Annotated in this window: 21 protein-coding genes; 8 read left to right on the plus strand and 13 right to left on the minus strand. The window is 70.3% G+C overall.

What is annotated here, in order from left to right; genetic code table 11:
• Positions 1–29: 29 nt before the first annotated feature.
• The 3 genes from C1A38_RS04470 to C1A38_RS04480 all read left to right on the plus strand — a co-directional run bounded on the left by C1A38_RS04470 (position 30) and on the right by C1A38_RS04480 (position 2,688).
• Positions 30–1,106, plus strand: coding sequence for a phosphatase PAP2 family protein (locus C1A38_RS04470; RefSeq protein ID WP_102656556.1), 1,077 nt, complete (start codon positions 30–32; stop codon positions 1,104–1,106).
• A gap of 41 nt (positions 1,107–1,147) precedes the next feature.
• Positions 1,148–2,410 (plus strand): glycosyltransferase 87 family protein, encoded by a 1,263-nt coding sequence (locus tag C1A38_RS04475; RefSeq protein WP_146017426.1) that lies wholly within the window; start codon positions 1,148–1,150, stop codon positions 2,408–2,410.
• Positions 2,411–2,475: 65 nt separating this feature from the next.
• Positions 2,476–2,688, plus strand: coding sequence for an exodeoxyribonuclease VII small subunit (locus C1A38_RS04480; protein WP_102656558.1), 213 nt, complete (start codon positions 2,476–2,478; stop codon positions 2,686–2,688).
• A gap of 91 nt (positions 2,689–2,779) precedes the next feature.
• Here the strand turns inward: C1A38_RS04480 and C1A38_RS04485 are convergent, their stop codons facing one another.
• The 3 genes from C1A38_RS04485 to C1A38_RS04495 all read right to left on the minus strand — a co-directional run bounded on the left by C1A38_RS04485 (position 2,780) and on the right by C1A38_RS04495 (position 5,340).
• Positions 2,780–3,616 carry a hypothetical protein gene (locus C1A38_RS04485; RefSeq protein ID WP_102656559.1) on the minus strand — a complete coding sequence of 279 codons (837 nt, stop codon included), beginning with the start codon at positions 3,614–3,616 and terminating at the stop codon, positions 2,780–2,782.
• 172 nt (positions 3,617–3,788) lie between these two features.
• Entirely contained in the window at positions 3,789–4,592 is an 804-nt protein-coding gene (locus C1A38_RS04490) for a hypothetical protein (protein ID WP_233196617.1), read from the minus strand.
• 106 nt (positions 4,593–4,698) lie between these two features.
• Positions 4,699–5,340: a DUF4245 domain-containing protein gene (locus C1A38_RS04495; protein ID WP_102656561.1), complete on the minus strand. Its 642-nt coding sequence runs from the start codon at positions 5,338–5,340 to the stop codon at positions 4,699–4,701.
• A gap of 157 nt (positions 5,341–5,497) precedes the next feature.
• On the opposite strand from C1A38_RS04495, the gene glpX reads away from it, so the two are divergent.
• Entirely contained in the window at positions 5,498–6,529 is a 1,032-nt protein-coding gene (gene glpX / locus C1A38_RS04500) for a class II fructose-bisphosphatase (protein WP_102656562.1), read from the plus strand.
• 82 nt (positions 6,530–6,611) lie between these two features.
• The gene (locus C1A38_RS04505) at positions 6,612–7,601 is read left to right on the plus strand and encodes a DMT family transporter (RefSeq protein ID WP_502696917.1); all 990 of its coding nucleotides are present in this window, start codon (positions 6,612–6,614) and stop codon (positions 7,599–7,601) included.
• Positions 7,602–7,611: 10 nt separating this feature from the next.
• On the opposite strand, the gene C1A38_RS04510 is transcribed toward C1A38_RS04505, so the two are convergent.
• From C1A38_RS04510 to C1A38_RS04545, 8 genes are all read right to left on the minus strand, one after another.
• Positions 7,612–8,265, minus strand: coding sequence for a rhomboid family intramembrane serine protease (locus C1A38_RS04510; RefSeq protein ID WP_013731593.1), 654 nt, complete (start codon positions 8,263–8,265; stop codon positions 7,612–7,614).
• Between the two features lie 148 nt (positions 8,266–8,413).
• Complete coding sequence (locus C1A38_RS04515; RefSeq protein WP_102656564.1) at positions 8,414–8,728, minus strand: YciI family protein; 315 nt, start codon at positions 8,726–8,728, stop codon at positions 8,414–8,416.
• A gap of 4 nt (positions 8,729–8,732) precedes the next feature.
• The gene (locus tag C1A38_RS04520; RefSeq protein WP_102656565.1) at positions 8,733–9,416 is read right to left on the minus strand and encodes a helix-turn-helix domain-containing protein; all 684 of its coding nucleotides are present in this window, start codon (positions 9,414–9,416) and stop codon (positions 8,733–8,735) included.
• Positions 9,413–10,273, minus strand: coding sequence for a helix-turn-helix transcriptional regulator (locus tag C1A38_RS04525; RefSeq protein WP_233196618.1), 861 nt, complete (start codon positions 10,271–10,273; stop codon positions 9,413–9,415). Before C1A38_RS04525 ends, C1A38_RS04520 begins: the two co-directional genes overlap by 4 nt.
• 251 nt (positions 10,274–10,524) lie before the next feature.
• Positions 10,525–11,205: an aggregation-promoting factor C-terminal-like domain-containing protein gene (locus C1A38_RS04530; protein WP_102656566.1), complete on the minus strand. Its 681-nt coding sequence runs from the start codon at positions 11,203–11,205 to the stop codon at positions 10,525–10,527.
• A gap of 286 nt (positions 11,206–11,491) precedes the next feature.
• Positions 11,492–12,907 (minus strand): RNA 5'-3' helicase PhoH2, encoded by a 1,416-nt coding sequence (gene phoH2, locus C1A38_RS04535; RefSeq protein ID WP_102656567.1) that lies wholly within the window; start codon positions 12,905–12,907, stop codon positions 11,492–11,494.
• A gap of 367 nt (positions 12,908–13,274) precedes the next feature.
• On the minus strand, positions 13,275–13,613 hold the full coding sequence (locus C1A38_RS04540) for a hypothetical protein (RefSeq protein WP_102656568.1): 339 nt from the start codon (positions 13,611–13,613) through the stop codon (positions 13,275–13,277).
• A 28-nt stretch (positions 13,614–13,641) separates the two neighbouring features.
• Positions 13,642–13,986 (minus strand): hypothetical protein, encoded by a 345-nt coding sequence (locus C1A38_RS04545; protein ID WP_102656569.1) that lies wholly within the window; start codon positions 13,984–13,986, stop codon positions 13,642–13,644.
• A 264-nt stretch (positions 13,987–14,250) separates the two neighbouring features.
• Between C1A38_RS04545 and C1A38_RS04550 the strand changes: the two genes are divergently transcribed.
• From C1A38_RS04550 to otsB, 3 genes are all read left to right on the plus strand, one after another.
• Positions 14,251–14,694, plus strand: a complete 444-nt coding sequence (locus C1A38_RS04550) for a helix-turn-helix domain-containing protein (protein WP_102656570.1) — start codon at positions 14,251–14,253, stop codon at positions 14,692–14,694.
• Positions 14,695–14,853: 159 nt separating this feature from the next.
• Positions 14,854–15,207, plus strand: coding sequence for a hypothetical protein (locus tag C1A38_RS04555; protein WP_013731586.1), 354 nt, complete (start codon positions 14,854–14,856; stop codon positions 15,205–15,207).
• A 67-nt stretch (positions 15,208–15,274) separates the two neighbouring features.
• Positions 15,275–16,099 (plus strand): trehalose-phosphatase, encoded by an 825-nt coding sequence (gene otsB / locus C1A38_RS04560; RefSeq protein WP_102656571.1) that lies wholly within the window; start codon positions 15,275–15,277, stop codon positions 16,097–16,099.
• A 24-nt stretch (positions 16,100–16,123) separates the two neighbouring features.
• Here the strand turns inward: otsB and C1A38_RS04565 are convergent, their stop codons facing one another.
• Together C1A38_RS04565 and C1A38_RS04570 are read right to left on the minus strand one after the other, a co-directional pair.
• Positions 16,124–16,894, minus strand: coding sequence for an isoprenyl transferase (locus C1A38_RS04565; RefSeq protein WP_102656635.1), 771 nt, complete (start codon positions 16,892–16,894; stop codon positions 16,124–16,126).
• A gap of 90 nt (positions 16,895–16,984) precedes the next feature.
• On the minus strand, positions 16,985–17,836 hold the full coding sequence (locus C1A38_RS04570; protein WP_102656572.1) for a hypothetical protein: 852 nt from the start codon (positions 17,834–17,836) through the stop codon (positions 16,985–16,987).
• Positions 17,837–17,841 lie beyond the last annotated feature (5 nt).

The raw sequence follows: 17,841 nt of genomic DNA on the forward strand, positions 1-17,841 counted from the left end.
ACCGCGCGAAGTAGCTAAGCTTCGTCCCCATGACCAACCAGCCGTACGACACCACGGAGGCGGAGGCAGCGGGTACCTCGACGGGGCACGGTGACGAACCTCGCCGCCCGCGTCGACGGATCACCGTCACCCGCAGTCGTGCGGTCGCGGCGTGGGCCGTCCTGCTGGTGGCCGCCTGTCTCGCGTTCGGCCTGCCGACCGATCCGGGGTACGCCTTCCTCTGGTTGTGGGCGCTCGCGGTGGCCTGGCGCATCGACCAGCCCGTACGGTCGCACCTGGCCTTCGCGCGGGACTGGCTGCCGGTGATCGCCCTGCTCACCGTCTACAACCTCTCCCGTGGTTTCGCGGACAACATCCGGGAGCCGCACGTCACCGAACTCATCAACGCTGACCTGCGGATGTTCGGGTGGCTGACCGACGGCAAGGTCCCGACGGTCTGGCTGCAGCAGGAGCTGTACGACCCGAGCCGGGTCCAGTGGTGGGAGGTGCTCGTCTCGTACGTGTACTTCTCGCACTTCGTGGTCGCGCTCGGTGTCGCCATCGCGCTCTGGCTCACCGCACGACCTCGGTGGGCGGCGTTCATGCGGCGGTGGTTCGTGCTCAGCCTCGCCGGCTTGATCACGTACTTCCTGTACCCGGCCGCGCCCCCCTGGTGGGCGGCGGTCCACGGATACCTGGAGCCGGTGGAGCGCCTGAGCCTGCGCGGCGGGGCCGAGTTCGGCATGCACGGCGCGTTCAGTCTCATCCGGCTGGGCCAGCTCGCCTCGAACCCGGTGGCGGCCATCCCCTCGCTGCACACCGCGTTCGCCCTGTTCGTGGTGCTCTTCTTCGTCGGGCGCATCCGCAAGCGCTACGTCGCCATCCTGCTGCTCTATCCCCTGGCGATGACGTTCACCCTCGTCTACTCGGGCGAGCACTACGTCATCGACGTGCTGATCGGCTGGGCGTACGTGCTGGGCACCTTCGCGATCGTCAGCTTCGGCGAGCGGTGGTGGCGACGGCGACGGCTGCGGCAACGCGCCACGACCCCCACACCCACGCCGGACGACGGTGCCGCCGCCGACCAGAGAGAGCACAGCGAGCCGAAACAGTCCGCCGCTTCCTGACCCGCCCCGCGCCCAGGCCCCACCCACCGAAGGGAGTTGCTGTGCTCGACAGAATGGCCAAGCTCTCCGGCGGGCCGGCCGCGGGCTTCGGTCGAATTCTCGTACCGCTGATGTGGGTGGCAGTCTGCGTCGCGGCGGCCGCACAGGCGTGGGCGGGCCTCAGCCGACCCTGGGCCGACCGGCTCAGCGACCTTCAGGTCTACATCGGCGGTGTCAGGACCTGGTCGGCGGGCGGCAGCCTCTACGATTTCGCCGCAGCCGGCACCGGTGCCCCCTTCACCTACCCGCCGCTTGCCGGGCTCGTCTTCCTGCCACTCGGCCACCTGAACACCACGGCGGTGATGGTGGGGTGGACGATCCTCACGGTTGCCGCGGTCGTGGCCATCGCAAGGATCACGGCAGGCGCCGCCGCCCGCACCTGGCGGATCCGCAGGGACGTGGCCATGCCGGCCGTCGCCCTGCTCCTCTTCCTCTCCGCGCCCATCAGCAGCAACCTGCGATTCGGGCAGATCAGCGTCTTCCTGGTCCTGTTCGTGCTGGTCGACGCGTTGAAGGTGGTCCCCGAGCGCTACCGGGGGGTGGCCACCGGGCTGGCCGCCGCGCTGAAGCTGACACCACTGATCTTCATCCCGTACCTCTGGCTGGCCGGACAACGCGCGGCCGCCGTGAAGGCGCTCGGCACGTTCGTGGCCGCCACCCTGCTCGGCTGGCTGGTCCTGTTCGACGAGTCGGTGCGCTACTGGACGAAGGAACTGCTGGACGTCGAGCGGGTCGGCAACATCGCCACCGGCGGGAACCAGTCACTCAACGGGGCGCTGCTCCGGCTGGACCTGCCCGACTCCATCCGGTCCGGCACCGTCCTGCTGCTCGGCGGCGTCATCGTCCTGATCGCCCTGGTGCGGGCCACCCGACTGTCCCGGCGGGAGAACCTGCTGGCCGCGACGCTGATCGTCGGTGCCGCAGGTCTGGTCTTCTCTCCGGTCTCCTGGACCCATCACCAGGTCTGGCTGGTGCTGGCCGCCGTCCTGCCGATCAGTGTCGCGGTCTGGAAGCGTCGGGCGTGGGCCGTGCTGGTGGCGATCGTGATGATCGCACCGGTGACCTCGATCGGCGCCGGGCTGCCGGGCGGCGTGGTGTGGGGTAACGCCCGGCTTGTCCTGGCCGTGGCGATCGCGTGCCTCGTGCCGTTCATCGGGCGCGAGCGCGGCGACGACGCGCAGCCCGGCGGGGAAACGAATCCGACGGACGAGTCGGGCGCCGTTCCCGGTCAGCGCCCCGTAGGCTCCCAGACGCTCTCTCGGTGATCACCGACAGAGGCACCGCGGGTCAGGAAGCCGACGGTGTCGGCCACGGTCAAGGAGATGCTCCGATGAGCGAGCAGACGAAGGACGTACCGCTCAACTACGAACAGGCCCGCTCCGAACTCGCGTCGGTGGTGGAACGGCTGGAGGCCGGCGGCACGTCGCTGGAGGAGTCGCTGGCGCTCTGGGAGCGGGGCGAGGAACTCGCGGTGATCTGCCAGCGTTGGCTCGACGGGGCCCGCGCCCGCATCGACGCCACCCGGCAGGACCCCACCGGCTGAGCGCCTCACACACACGACGCGGCGGGGGCGCTCGGCCTCCACGCATGACGCGGCGGGGGCACCTGACCCCCGCCGCGCGATCCCGCTTCGCTCAGTTGAACAGGTTGTACAGCTCCGGCGGAGCCTCGACGACCTGGTCGGCCGGAGGCTGCTGAGCGGCGGTCGCGTTGCCGTAGTCGCTGTACGTCACCCGGATCTCCTGGGCCGCCGTTTCACCAGTGCCGGGAACCTGGAGGACCAGCTCGGTGAGTCGACCCTGGGCGTCGGTGGTGGCGGTGAACGGCACCGAGTTCGCCTGCGCGCCGAGCGCCGTGATCATGCTCTGGTCGAGCGATCCCGCCTCGGCGGCCTTCGACAGGTCGATGGTGCCGGCGTACGCCCCGTCGCCGGTACGGCGTACCTCGGTGACGGCCTGGGTGAGCACCGCGCTGCCGGCCGGGTCGACCTTCTCGAAGTCGAAGCCGAGGCTGCGGTTGCCCTGGATGCGGGTCTGGTCGAGGTGCTGGTACTTGCCGAGGCTGAGCTTGTCCCGCCCCGGCACGCTGGACGCGGCCGCGCCCTGAAGATCCAGCTTGACCCAGCTGTCCGGCTTGGCGTGGATCAGGTCGAGGGTCATCGCGAGGTCGTCGGTCGGTTCGCCGATGTTCACCCGCATCTGGGCGCTCTGGCTCGGCTGGTGCACCTGCCCCTCGGCGGTGGAGCCGACACCTGACATGCGGAACCGGAAGTTGCCGTTGCTGATCTCCCGGGTCGAGTCCAGCAACGCCTGCTTCGCCTCGGCGTCACCCGCCGCCCCGCTCGCGCTCGCGCTCGCGGTGGCGGACGGCGTACCGGTGGGCCCGGCCGTGCTGTCGCCGGTGCAGGCGGCGACTCCGGGCGTAAGCAACGCGGCGGCCATCAGGCCGGCGCTCAGTCGTCGTACGGTCATCGGTGTCTCCCAGCAGGGTCACCCGACGCATCTCGCGCGCCGGCGGCTGTCTTCCTCTGTTCCCTGCCGGGCGGTCAGGCAATCACCTCGGCTGCCGTCACCCGACGGTGGGCGGAAACGCCGAACGGGGGCGGAACGAATCCGCCCCCGTTCGGGTGATGACCGGTCAGACCTACTTGAACATCTCGTACGTCTGCTCGTTGGCCTCGACGACCTGGTCCGCCGGCGGCTTCTGGACGGCCTTGGCCGCGCCGTAGTCGGCGTACTTGATCGTGACGTCCTGCGCCTTGGTCTCACCGGCGGCGGGGACGGAGATGACCAGCTCGATCAGCCGACCCTGGTCGTCGAGCTTCGCGGTGAACGGGATCTGCTTGGCCTGGTCGCCCAGCGCCTTGATCATGTCCTCGTCGGCGGCGACCGAGTCCGTCGCCGCGGTCATGTCGACCTTGCCGCTGTACGTGCCCGGCCCGGTCTCCTGCACGTCCGACAGCCCCTTGAACATCTCGGCGGCGTTTGCCGGATCGCTGCCGTCCTTGAGCATGTCGAGGTTCTTGGCGTCGCCGGCCTTGGCGGCGTCGATGTACTGGTACTTGTCCTTCATCTCCGCCATGCCGGGCAGCCCGGCGAGCAGGTCACCCAGATCCATCTTCACCCAGGTCTCGGAGTCGATCTGGATGACGTCGAACTCCATGGTGAAGGTCTCGTCACCGGCCGTCATGGCCATCTGAGCGCTGTTGCTCGGCTTGTGGATGCTGCCACTGCCGTTGATCGACTCGGAGGCGACGGTGAAGGAGAAGTTGCCCTCGGCCAGCCCCTTGGTGGAGGCGACAAGCGCCTCCTTCGGGTCCTTCGGGATGGCGGGAGCGGAGGAGCCCGACGCGGTGGGCGAGTCGGTGGCGCCGGAGTTGCAGGCGGCCACGCCGGGAACGAGCAGCGCGGCAGCGACAACGCCCACGCTCCAGCGTCGAATATTCACAGACAATCTCTTCTCAAAATCGGGAAAACCGGACGGGTCAGATCCGTCCGACAAACGACCGTCCGGGAGCGTAACGGATCGGAGGGACATTTCGGGGACCCTGAAATCAGCCCACGGCGCGGGCCATCTCCCGCAGCTCGTTGTCCCGGGCGTCGCCGATCACGATCACGGTCCGCTCCGGCTGGAGCAGCACCAGTGCCTGCTCGTTGCCCCGCGCGGTGTACCGCTGCCAGGTGCCGCCACCGAGATCGGCCTGCCCCTGCGGCTGTCCCCGTTCGGTGAGCTCGGTGGGCAGCAACTGCTCCGGCGGCACGTTGCTCTGCACCAACTGCAGGCCGCGCCCTTCCGGAGTGACATATCCCACCCGGAGAGTGGCCCCGCCCTCGACCGCGCGGTACGAGGCCCGCACCGTCCGCCAGCCGTCGCCCAGCCCGGCCGGCTCGCTCACCGGGAACTCCGCGGCCGCCCGCGCCTGCTCGAAAGCGGGGGCCGGGTCGACGGAGGTCGGCTGGTCACCGCCGAGGAAACCCCGGTAGAAGGCGAGCAGCAGGGCGATCGGCACCAGCAGCACCAGCAGCGAAATCGCCATGTCACGCGGCGAGCGGGTGGAGGCCGGCTTCGCGGCACCCGCAGACGGGCCCGGCAAGGGCTGTCCGGTGCCCGGGCCACCGCTGCGATCGGCGGTCGGCCGGTCCTCACCCGGGGTCTGGTCTGCGGGTTCGCGGTCGGCATGCTGTGCGGGTTCCACCCCGCCATTCTGGCAGTTGCCCGACCGGCGGTATCCGGCCCATCACCGCCCCGCCCCGGCTCCGCGTCCGCCATCGTGTGAGGATCAGGAACGAAGCCGGCAGCTGCCCACCGTCGGCCCGGTCAACCCCGCACCGCCGCGAGGAGGAGCCGTTCAGATGACGACCACCAGGACCCGTACCCCACAAGATCTCGACCGCAACCTTGCTCTCGACCTCGTCCGGGTCACCGAGGCCGCAGCGATGGCTGCCGGCCGGTGGGTCGGTCGGGGCGACAAGGAGGGCGGCGACGGCGCCGCCGTCGACGCGATGCGCAAGCTGATCAACTCGATTCCGATGCGCGGGATCGTGGTGATCGGCGAAGGCGAGAAGGACAACGCGCCGATGCTCTTCAACGGGGAAGAGGTAGGTGACGGCACCGGACCCGAGGTGGACGTCGCGGTCGACCCGATCGACGGCACCACGCTGATGAGCAAGGGGATGCCGAACGCCCTGGCGGTGCTCGCCGTCGCCGAGCGGGGTGCGATGTTCGACCCGAGTGCGGTCTTCTACATGGAGAAGCTCGCCGTCGGGCCGGCCTACGCCGACGTCGTCGACATCAACGCCGGTGTCGCCGAGAACCTGCGCCGGATCGCCAAGGTCAAGGGCACCAGCGTCTCCGAGGTGACGGTCTGTGTGCTCGACCGGCCCCGCCACGACGGCCTGGTCGACGACATCCGCCGGGCGGGTGCCGGCATCCGCTTCATCTCCGACGGCGACATCGCCGGTGCCATCGCCGCCGCCCGCGGGGAGTCCGACGTCGACGTCCTGATGGGCATCGGCGGCACCCCCGAGGGGATCACCGCCGCCTGCGCGCTGAAGTGCATGGGCGGGATGATGCAGGCCAAGCTCTGGCCCCAGGACGAGGCCGAACGGGAGAAGGCGCTGGCTGCCGGGCACGACCTGGACCGGGTGCTCACCACCGACGACCTGGTCACCGGCGACAACTGCTTCTTCGTGGCCACCGGCGTCACCTCCGGCGACCTGCTGCGCGGGGTGCGCTACCGGGCCGGCGGGGCGTACACCCAGTCGATCGTCATGCGCTCGAAGAGCGGCACGATCCGGGTGATCGACTCGTACCACCGGTTGGAGAAGCTGGCGCTCTACTCGGCTGTCGACTTCGACGGCCGGCCGCTGGCCGAGCAGGCGTGAGCGGGTACGGCGAGCGGACCTTCAGGCGCGGTGGCCGGCCGTTTCGTACCGCTGGCGGGCGGAGCGGGGCGGCGGCGTGAGCGTGGCCGGCACGGCGCCCCGGACGGCGAGGTCGGCGGGACGCCGGGCCGGCGCGGTGGCACTGGCGGCCGTCGCCGGCATGGCGGTGGCCGTCCAGTCGCGCATCAACGGCGAGCTGGGCGTACGCCTCGACGACGGCCTCGCCGCGGCGACCATCTCCTTCGGGGTGGGTCTGCTGCTGCTGTTGGTGCTGGTGCCCGCCACCCGTAGCGGGCGGCAGGGGCTCAGCGCGCTGCGCGCCGCCCTGGGCGCAGGCACCATCCGCCCGTGGCAGTGCATCGGCGGGGCGTGTGGCGCGCTGCTGGTGTTCACGCAGGGAGCCACCGTCGGCACCCTCGGCGTGGCCGTGTTCACGGTGGCGGTGGTCGCCGGCCAGTCGGCGAGCAGCCTCGTGGTCGACCGGGCGGGTGTCGGCCCGGGCGGACGCCAGCCGGTGACCGGCGCCCGGCTGGCCGGCGCGCTGCTGACCGTGGCGGCGGTGCTGCTGGCCGTCGGTGGCCGGGGACTGGAGCCGGCCGCGCTCGGGCTGACCCTGCTGCCACTGGTCGCCGGGATCGCGGTCGCCTGGCAGCAGGCGGTCAACGGTTGGGTCCGGGTGGTCTCCGGCAGCACGTTGACCGCGACGGGGGTGAACTTCGTCGCCGGGACGACTGTCCTGCTCATCGCCTTCGTCGTCAGCGTCGTGGTGCGCGGGGCACCCTCCGGTGACCTGCCGACCGAACCATGGCTCTACCTGGGCGGGCTGGTCGGCGTGTTGTTCATCGCGATCGCCGCGTCGGTGGTCCGCCTCATCGGCGTACTCGTGCTCGGGCTGGCGACCATCGCCGGTCAGGTCATCGGCGCGGTGCTGCTCGACGTGCTGCTTCCGACGGCCGCGTCGCAGCCGAGCCTGAGAACCGTCCTCGGTGCGCTGCTCACCCTGGTCGCCGTCGCCGTGGCCACGCTTGGCGGCCGGCTCCGCGCGCTGCCCACCCGCCGACGACCGTCCTGAGGCGTACGACTCAGGGCATGGTCATCGGCGACGTGGAGCCGTACGGATCGTCCAGCTCGGGCCGACGACGACGGAAGATGATCGCCGCCACGATGCCGCCCAGCAGGCCGAAGAGATGGCCCTGCCAGGAGATCCGCTCGTCGGTCGGCAGGACGAGCGCCAGTTGGCCGCCGTAGAGGAGGCCGACAAGCAGGAAGACGGCGAAGTTCCACCAGCTTCGCTCAAAGATGCCGCGGGTCAGCAGGATGCCGAGATAGCCGAAGATGACCCCGCTCGCCCCGACGACGATCGTGTTGGGCGACCCGGTGAACCAGACACCCAGGCCACTGGCCAGCACGATCACCAGCGTGGACCAGAGGAACCGTCGGGCACCGGCGGCCAGTACGAAGGTGCCGAGCAGGATCAGCGGGATGCTGTTGCTGTAGAGGTGCTCGAAGCCGTGATGCAGGAACGGTGAGAAGAAGACACCGTCCAGCCCCTCGATGCGCTGCGGGATGATGCCGGCCGCGGCGTCGAAGCCGGCGCCGAGCCACTGGTCGAGGCCCTCGATCAGGAAGAGCACCGGCACCACGGCGCACATGGCGACGAAGGCTCGGCCGATTGACGAGTAGAAGGCCTCGGTGCCGAACCGGTGCGGGTCGCCGTTGACAGGGTGCAGGCTCACCCGTCAACAGCTATCAGCAAACGCCGGTAGCCGCCACTTTCGGTCGCCCCGGATCCACGCCGGCAGCGCATTCACCTTCTCGGTGGCGCCGCCGGAGACGGTGAGGACGTGCGCCACGGGTAGCCGGCCGCAGCGGCTACCCGTGCTTTCACCGGGGCTGGACCTGGTGGTACGGGTGCGTGGTCATGGTGAGCTGGCCGCCGATGACGGCCGGATCGGTCGCGGTCAGATCGGCGGCCTCGCCTGGCGGCAGAGCGAGGACCAGGGCACCGACGAGATCGCCGGTCAGTCGCTCGTCATGTCGCCAGATCGGACCGGCGACCACTGCCGTGCCGGCGTCGACCTGACGCCTGATCCAGGCGAAATGGCCTACCGCATTGCGCTGTGCTGCCAACGGCTGGGAGTGGTCCCAGCCCGGACCGGGGTGCACCAGAACGAGACTGGTGGTGGGAAGTTGATCCATCAGGTCAGGATGACAGCAGCGGCAGGCGGCCGTCGACATCCGTCACCATCACCAGCCGGGCTGACGGGTCCGTGCCCAGCCACGCCCACTGCAACGTGATGGCGGTGCCGGCCAGACCGACGAGTTCGTGATGGGGTGCGTCGTCGACGCGGCCGGCGGACCAGGCGGCGGTCGCGGCACCGCTCGCCGCGCACAGCGCCGCGACAACGTCGTGCACCGCCTGGCCGGGGACGGCGTACCACGAAGCCACCGACCGCGTACGGGCCACCAACTGACCGGCGACGGCCGGCCAGTCGTCCCACAGGCTGTTGGCCTGGATCGCCCAGCAGGCGATGTTGGGCACGGTTGGGGCGGCCGGGCTGGCCGCCAACACCTCCCATGCCGGGTCGACCACCCACGCGGGAACGGCCAGGCCTGCGACCAACTGTGAGAGATGGGCGGGGTCCGGCGGCGCGGGTGCCGCGTACGGCGGCCGGTTCAGCCGGTCCAGGTGTCGGCGGGCAGCAGCGTCGAGGTCGAGCACCTCGGCAACCCGGGCGAGAGTACGGGGTGACGACCGGTTACCGGCCTCGATGGCCTGCCAGGCCCGGCTGGTGATCCCTGCCTGGCACGCAGCGGCGGCCTGGGTCAATCCCACGCTGCGGCGAACGGCAGCCAGCCAGGCCCCCGCGGGCTGGGCCGGGGTCATGCCCGCAGTCGCGTGCAGACCGGACAGTTGTCAGGCCCGCTGTCGACCGACGGCGACGGCGGCGTGTAGCCGGGCGGAAACTGGAACACGACGAGGCGTCGGCCGTCCTCCGGTGCCATCGGAGCGAGGATCACCATGTCCAGCGGCACACCGGGATCGTCGAGGTCGGCACCGGGCTCCCGGAAGAAGCGGCGTGCGGTGGGCGGGTCGACACTGATCATCGAGGTGGCGGCCCATCGGGCGGCGAACTCGGGGTAGCCGAGCAGATCGTCGAGAAGTGCCGAGAATCCCGGGTTGCCGGCCATCGGCGCGTACAGGGCGCGGAAGCGGGCCACGAATTCGTCCGCGAAGCGCGGCCAATCGACGAAGACGTGCTGGGCGTGCACGTTGCCGAAGATCCACTTGGCGATGTTGCGTTCTGCGGTGGGTACGGATCCGAAGTCGACGAACCACTGGGCGACAGCGCGGTTGGCCGCGAGCACCTGCCAGGCCGCGTCGGTGACGTAAGCCGGGCAGTCCATCTGCTCGCACATCTGGGTCAGGCCGGCGTCGGGATCGGTCGCGTAGCTCTGCGCCGGCCGGGACGTGCCGGTCGCCGTCACCCACAGCGTACGGCGCTCGTCGGCGTCCAGGCGCAACACCTCCGCGACCCGCTCCAGCAGGTCGGCGCTGGGTCGGCCACGACTGCCGCGTTCGAGGTCCACATACGCGCGCAGGCCGTACCCCACCGCCTCGGCGACGTCCTCCTGGGTCAGGCCGCCACTGCGGCGGCGGTGCAACCGGGGCGGTAGCCCGATGTCCTCGCGCGTCAGACGACCGCGCCAGTGCCGCAGCACCTGACCCACGATTTCGCTCACGATCACACCTCCGAACGCCGCACGGTACGCACCACACGATGTGAGGCTTCGTGTGCCGGGAGCGCCTGGTGGATCTCCACCCCGCCAGACAGAGTGAGTACGACCACGGGGGCGGCGGTTGGGTCCGACGCGGCCCGGATGCATCCGCATCGGGCCCAACTCCGGGTGGTACGCCCCATCCCCCTGGCTCGATCAACGCGCATCGGCGGGAACGAGGAGGCTGTCCTCGTTCCCGCCGATGTGCTGACAGGTCAGTACCAGCCGGTGTTCTGCGAGTGGTTCCAGGCGCTGCACGGGGTGCCGTAGCGACCCTTGATGTAGCCCAGTCCCCACTTGATCTGCGTGACGGGGTTGGTCTCCCAGTCCGAGCCGACCGTGGCCATCTTGTTGCCCGGGCGGGCCTGCGGGATGCCGTGTGCTCCTGAGGAGTTGTTGTGGGCCCGCGGGTTCCAGCCGCTCTCCTTGTTCCAGAGCTTGTCCAGACAGGGGAACTGATCGATCTTGAAGCCCGCGTCGATCATGAGGGCACAGCCGGTCTTCCGGTTTCCGCTGTACTCCGCGCAGGACTCCGGGATCGGCCCGTCGTACGGCTTGAGGGCCCGGGCCCGAGCGGCGGCGGCCTCCTTGGCGGCCTTCTCCTCGGCGGCCTTCTTGCGTGCCGCCTCTTCGGCCTTGCGGGCCTTCTCGGCGGCGGCGCGGGCGCGCTTGCGGGTCTCGACGGCCTGCTGGCGAGCGGCCCGCACCTGGCGGGAGACCTGCTGCTCCTGCCGGTAGTCGACGTCGATCTGGGTGACACTGCCGGCCACCTGCGCGCCCGGATCCGGGCGCGGCGTCTGGCGGTCATCGCTGAGGTAGAAGCCGCCGGCCACGCCCCCAGAGAGCAGCACGACAGCAACGCCACGGGCGGCGAACCGGCTCCACAGCCGACTCACGTGGTGATCCCTTCGTCGGGGTCAGGGACGCGGAGTGACCGGCCCACCGGGCCGAAGCGCACCGCGAGCGCCCGCGACCGGCTCGCCGGTCACCGTAGACACACCGCCGTCATGTCCGGTGGCTGTCCGCTCCCTGGCGGGAGTGGCGAACGGCCACCGTTGATGCCCGCGGTGCGTGGGCGCCCGTTGGACACCATCGCGCACAGTGAGGCCGATGGGAAACGACCAGACTCAATTGTGACGTGCGTCACTCAAAAAATGGGTGGGAACACGCCCTAAAGGCTCATCATTGCGGGATGTCCTCCAGCAGATCGGTCACCATCGCCGCGATCGGAGATCGCTCCGAACGGCTGAGCGTGACATGCGCGAAGAGCTGATGACCCTTCAGCGCCTCGATCACCGCGGTGACGCCGTCATGCCGGCCGACCCGGAGGTTGTCCCGCTGCGCGACGTCGTGGGTGAGCACGACCCGGGATCCCTGACCGATCCGGGAGAGCACCGTCAGCAGCACGCCACGCTCCAGGGACTGCGCCTCGTCGACGATGACGAAGGCGTCGTGCAGGCTGCGCCCGCGGATGTGGGTCAGCGGCAGCACCTCCAGCAGACCCCGTGAGGTGACCTCCTCCAGCACGTTCTCGTGCACCACCGCGCCGAGCGTGTCGAAGACCGCCTGCGCCCAGGGCGACATCTTCTCCGACTCGGAGCCCGGCAGGTAGCCGAGTTCCTGGCCCCCTACGGCGTACAGCGGGCGGAAGACGATCACCTTCTTGTGTCGGCGGCGTTCCATCACCGCCTCCAGGCCGGCGCAGAGCGCCAGGGCCGACTTGCCGGTGCCGGCCCGGCCACCGAGCGAGACGATGCCGATCGACTCGTCGAGCAGCAGGTCGAGTGCGATCCGCTGCTCGGCGGAGCGGCCGTGTACGCCGAACGCCTCCCGGTCACCACGGACCAACCGGACGGTCTTGTCCGGCAGCACCCGACCGAGAGCCGACCCGCGGGTGGAGTGCAACACCAGACCGGTGTGACACGGCAGGCCGGCAGCGGCGTCCGCGTCGATGCTCTCCCCGCCGTAGAGCCGGGCGATGTCCTCCTCGGCCAGATCCAGCTCGGCCATCCCCGTCCAGGTCGGATCGCTCGCCTGACCGTGCCGGTACTCGTCGGCCCGTAGCCCGACCGAGGCGGCCTTGACCCGCAGCGGCATGTCCTTGCTGACAAGCGTCACCTCCCGCCCTTCGGCGGCGAGGTTCAACGCGACGGAGAGGATCCGGGCATCGTTGGACTCGTTGCGGAAGCCCGGTGGCAGCACCCCGTCGTCGGTGTGGTTGAGCTCCACCCGCAGCGTGCCACCGTCGTCGTTGGCGGGCACCGGACGGTCCAGCCGTCCGTGACGTACGCGTAGCTCGTCCAACATGCGCAGGGATTTCCGGGCGAACCAGCCCAACTCGGGATGGTGTCGCTTGCCCTCCAGTTCGGAGATCACCACCAGCGGCAGGACCACCTCGTGCTCGGCGAAACGGTGGAACGCCGCCGGGTCGCTGAGCAGGACGGAAGTGTCCAGGACGAAGGATTGCCCCGCTGGTCGGGGCTCCCTGGTGTCGGCCGACGCGGTAGCCGCGGTGCGGCGGCTCCGAGTGGTGCGGCGGGTCGTGGCAGTCGCGGCCGGGCTCTGCTCGGCCCCGGCGGTCGTACGGCGAGTGGTCACAGGCCTGCTCCGGCGGATGGGCACCCGGCCACCCGCGGTCCGCCTCCTCCGGTGCCCGACGGACACGGGGCGGATGCGGGCCCCGTGCGCGAGGTCGCAGGCCGGGCGGGCCGGCTGGCTCGGGACAATCCCGCGCCATGCCTAGACGCTAGCTCCCCGCAACCGTCCCGGCTAGAGCATGATTCAGAACGTCCCACCGGTGACGAGCCTGGGCCGGGCGGGGTGAACCGGCCGGGATGCATGCCCCCTGCGCGCACCCCGGCCGGTGGGACCACCGCCACCGGTCTGGCCGTGATCCCGCGCGGCACACGCCCGATCGAGCGGTACGCCGCGTTTCTGGACGGGCCCGCGAGCCCGTCGACCGGTCTCAGCCGGTTCGTCGCACGAGGGTGCCGGTCGGGTGCCGCCCGGTTACCGAGGCGGTCGGCGTCGTGAACGACGATCCGGTGTACGTGGTGCCGGGCTGAGCCACGGCGGCCGGCACCCGGGCGTTTGCCGGTGTGGTGGTGACCGCCAGGGCGGTGGCGATCGCGGCCTGGGCGTCGCGTCGTCGGCGGTTCCAGGCGCCGCGGTCACCGTCGAAGTAGCCCTGCCGATATCCGAAGCGGTAGCCGATCCGGTAGCTGAGCTGCCCGTGCAGCCGTCCGGCCGCGTAGCTCGTCGCAGCGAGCACGAGCACCAGGAAGATCGCGAGGAAGGGACTCATCCGGCCGCTCCGGTGCCTCGCACGTTGCTCATCGTTCCTCCGGCTCGACGGTGGTCGGGTCGGTCACCAGCAGGCGGTCGAGGTCGTCGGTGCCGACCTCCTCGACCAGCTCGACGCTGATCCGGCAGCCGTCCAGGACCACTTCGGCCACCGACGACCGGCGGATCTCGCCGCCGGCGTCATAGACCCGGACGCTCAGTTCCGGGCAGCCGAGGTGAGTTCGCCAGGCGTTCCACTCGGTCCGGTCGCCGACACTGAGCGAGAGGTAGCGACAGCCCCGGGCCAGGTAAAGACGCCAGGGCGCGCTGAGCCCTGCGGCGACACCCTCCGCGATCAGGCCGAAGGCCTGCGCACGGGTTGCGAGTTCGGTCACCGCACCTCCCGTGCACCGGGCGCGTGACGCAGGTGAGCACTTATCGTCTCAGGCACGTGACACACCGTAGGTTGTCCCATGGGCGTGACAGTATCAGCTTTTCGTGCGTTTGCCCCCGCACCTACGGACATCTATCCTGCCCAGGTGACACCCCTCAGGAAGAATGTCGGAACCCTGATTGACCAGTCAGCGTCGGCGTCACGTAAGCGTGACAAAGGCGTGCCGAGGACGCCTACTCAGGTCCAACGGTCGTACGGTCACGAGGTGACCGAGACCGCCAATGCACGGAAGATCGCCTTCGCCACCTTCGTCCGACGGGCCCTCGACGAGGCCCGTGCCACAAGGGCATGGAGCGGCACCGAGGTCTCCCGGCGCACCGGCGTCTCACGGCAGACGATCAACCGCTGGGTACGCGGCGACTGGGCCAGCGATCCGGAGGCCGAGCGGGTGGTGGCGTTCTGCGAAGGTCTCGGCCTCGACCCGACGCCGGCCTTCGCGGCACTCGGCTGGGATCGGACCTCCTCCCGACACCGGTCCACCTCGACGCCCCCGCCGATGGACCCCGACGTGGAGGCGCTGCTCCGACGCCTGGTCGACCCCGACGTGTCGGACGCGGAGAAGTTCCACATCAGAGAAACCATTCGTTACCTCGCATACCGGCCGACCCTTCCGACCGGTGTCCGAAAGCGAGGGGAAGCGGCCAGCTAGTTCTCAGATGGCGAAAGAACAGCAGGTCAGCCTCATTCGTTTCGCTTCGGGGCGGGATCGGGCACGCTAGCGTCCGTATCTGTACTGCTTGGGCTCGTCGTCGGCGGGGGGACGGGACAAGGCCGAACCCAGCCCTGCGGGACAGAAGGAGGGTCTTTCATGACCCTGAAATGGTCGGCAGTCGTGGTCGCAACAGTCTCGGTGACACTCTGCGTCACCGGCAACGCGGTGACCCTGGCCCTCGACGGCGGGCAGCTTCCGCTGCTCGTCAACCTCGTCGCGCTCGTCGCCGCGAGCACCGCGATCGTCCTGGCCGTGATCGCTGAGCTGCACGAGCGGCTCAACGACCGGGTCACCGCGCTCACCGAGTTCCTGGTCGAGCGACTTCGGGAGATCGAGGCGCACACCGGCGACCGCAACGCCGGATTCGTGGAGGGCTACCTGCTCAGTCACGGTCAGGAAGCGGCCGTATTGCCGTTCGGTCGCCGAGGACGGGGAGCCGCCGAACGCTGAGCGCAAGGGCCGAACGAGCCGACTCGGGCCAGGATTGATCGCCAAAAGCCGGGGTACGCTGTGGCGCGTGCCACCGTTGAATCTGGGCGACCAACCGCCGAAGATCCCTTTGAATGCCGACCAGGCCTGGCGAATCACCGCCGACCGGGCCGGCGAGACCGTGCTCTTCTTCGACTTCGACGGCACACTCGCGCCCGTCGCCGACGACCCGACAAAGGTGCAGCCCGCGCCGAAGGTGCTGGCCGCTATCGAGGCGCTGGCCCCGGTGGTACGGCGGATCGCGATCGTCTCCGCCCGGCCCGTCGAGTTCCTGCGGGAGCACTTCGACGGGCTGAGCGGCGTGGACCTCTACGGCCTGTACGGCTTGGAGCACAGCCACTCCGGAGGCGAGACGGTCACCGAGCCGGCCGCCCTGCCCTTCGTGCCCACCATGAGCGAGCTGGCCGACCTGGCCCGCGCCGAACTTCCGGCACAGGCCCTGGTGGAGTACAAGCGGCTGTCGGTGGCTCTGCACTGGCGTACCGCCCCGCAGCTGGCGGAGACGGTCGAGCAGTGGGGCCGGGCCCAGGCCGAACGCCTCGGGCTGCGGGTGCAGATCGGCCGGATGGTGTTGGAGATCAAGCCGCCGGTCGACCGCGACAAGGGCATGGTCATCGACGAGCTGGTGCAGGACGCGGGGGGCGCCTGGTACTTCGGCGACGACGTCTCCGACATCAAGGCGTTCGCCGCGCTGCGGGCCCGCGCCGCCGCCGATGCCGACTTCATGGGAGTCTGCGTCGCTGTCGCCAACCCGGAGACCGGTGCCGAGGTCGCCGAGGCCGCCGACCTGACCATCGACTCACCGGCCGCCCTGGGCGACTTCCTCACCGAGGCCACCCATCACCTGACCTGACGGCCGGAAGAACGGCCGACCTGGTCAGGCCCCGAAGCGGCGCTGACGGGTGGCGTACGAGCGCAGTGCGCGGAGGAAGTCGACCCGGCGGAAGTCCGGCCAGTTGAGTTCGCAGAAGTAGAACTCCGAGTGTGCCGACTGCCAGAGCATGAAGCCGGACAGCCGCTGCTCTCCGCTGGTCCGGATGATCAGATCCGGGTCCGGCAGGCCGCGGGTGTATAGGTGCTCCGAGATGTCGTCGACGTCGAGGGAACCGGCCAGTTCCTCAAGCGTGCCGCCGTTGGCCGCGTGCTCCAGCAGCAGCGAGCGGACCGCGTCGGCGATCTCCCGGCGGCCGCCGTACCCGACGGCGATGTTGACCTGAGCGCCGCCGCTGCGGTCCCGGGTCCGCTCCTCGGCGGCCTTGAGCGCGGCGGCGTGGTGGGCCGGCAGCACGTCGAGCGCGCCCACCATCCGCAGCCGCCAGGGGTTGCCCGCCTCGGCCAGCTCGGTGGTCAGATCTTCGATGATCTGGAGCAGCGGGTCCAGTTCCGTCGCGGGGCGGGAGAGATTGTCGGTGGAGAGCAGCCAGAGCGTCACGTGCCCCACCCCGGCCGCGTCACACCACCGCAGCAGCTCCTTGATCCGTTCGGCACCCATCCGGTGCCCGTCGTTCGGGTCGACGAAGCCCATCTCCCGGGCCCACCTGCGGTTACCGTCGCACATCACGCCCACGTGGCGGGGCACCGGACGGCCCGCGAGCTTGGCCGTCAGCCGCCGCTCGTAGACGGAGTAGAGAAGTTTCCGCAGAGTCATCACTTGCAGAGTAGCGAGCCCGCGCGCAGGAGAGCGTGCCGGTGGCAGATACCGCACCGAGCGGCCGAGACCCGGTCGAATCGCCCCAGCTCAGGACGCGGGCGCGGCCGTGGAAGCACGGCGTACGCCATAGAGGGCGAGGAACGCCGCGGCGACGAGTGGCGTGCCGTCGCGGATCAGGCCATCCACACCGAGTAACCACCAGCACAGCGGAAGGTCCACCGCGAGCACGATCACGGTGATCACCACGAGCAGGATGCCCGCCCAGCGCTTGCCACGCATCAGGAACGCGGTGCAGAACAGCACCAGGTAACTGGTCGCGATCCCCGCCGCCAACCAGAACAGCACCGCGGGCAGTGCGAACGGCCGGCCGTCGAGGATCTCCGCGACGGCCACCAGCGCCGGTACGAGCATCAGCGGGCTGTAGGTGAACGCGGCGACCCGGCTGGTCAGCAGCCAGGCGTTGGCCTCCGGTCGGCGTTGGGGCGTTTCCCGCCAGAAGATGCCGGAGCGCTCGATGACCAGGCGGGGCCGGTGCCGCACCAGATGGCCGGCGATGGCCGGGGAGCGGTACAGCAGCCAGACCACGGCGACACACAACGCGGTGAGCAGGGCGAACCCGAGCAGACCGGGCAGCGGTGGCACGCCGTGCCGGGGCACGATCAGCCGCCCGACCGCGAAGACGGTCGTGACGGCGAGGATCAGGCCGAGCGGGCGGGCCACCGTACGCCCTCGTCGTACGTGACCGATCAGCAGCAGGAAGCCGATCGACCGCAACATCGCCCAGCCGGTGCGTACCGCCAGCCCGAAGCCCTGCTCCGGGGCGTACCACCAGTTGAGCACCTCGACCACGACGGTGGCCGCGGCGGTCACGGCGAGCAGCACGGTCATGGCCCGGACGGCGGACGGCCGCCGGACCTCGGTCTCGGCGGCCGTCCTCATGGGAT

Origin of the sequence: Verrucosispora sp. ts21 (assembly GCF_002879555.1) — a bacterium.
Lineage (GTDB): Bacteria > Actinomycetota > Actinomycetes > Mycobacteriales > Micromonosporaceae > Micromonospora > Micromonospora gifhornensis.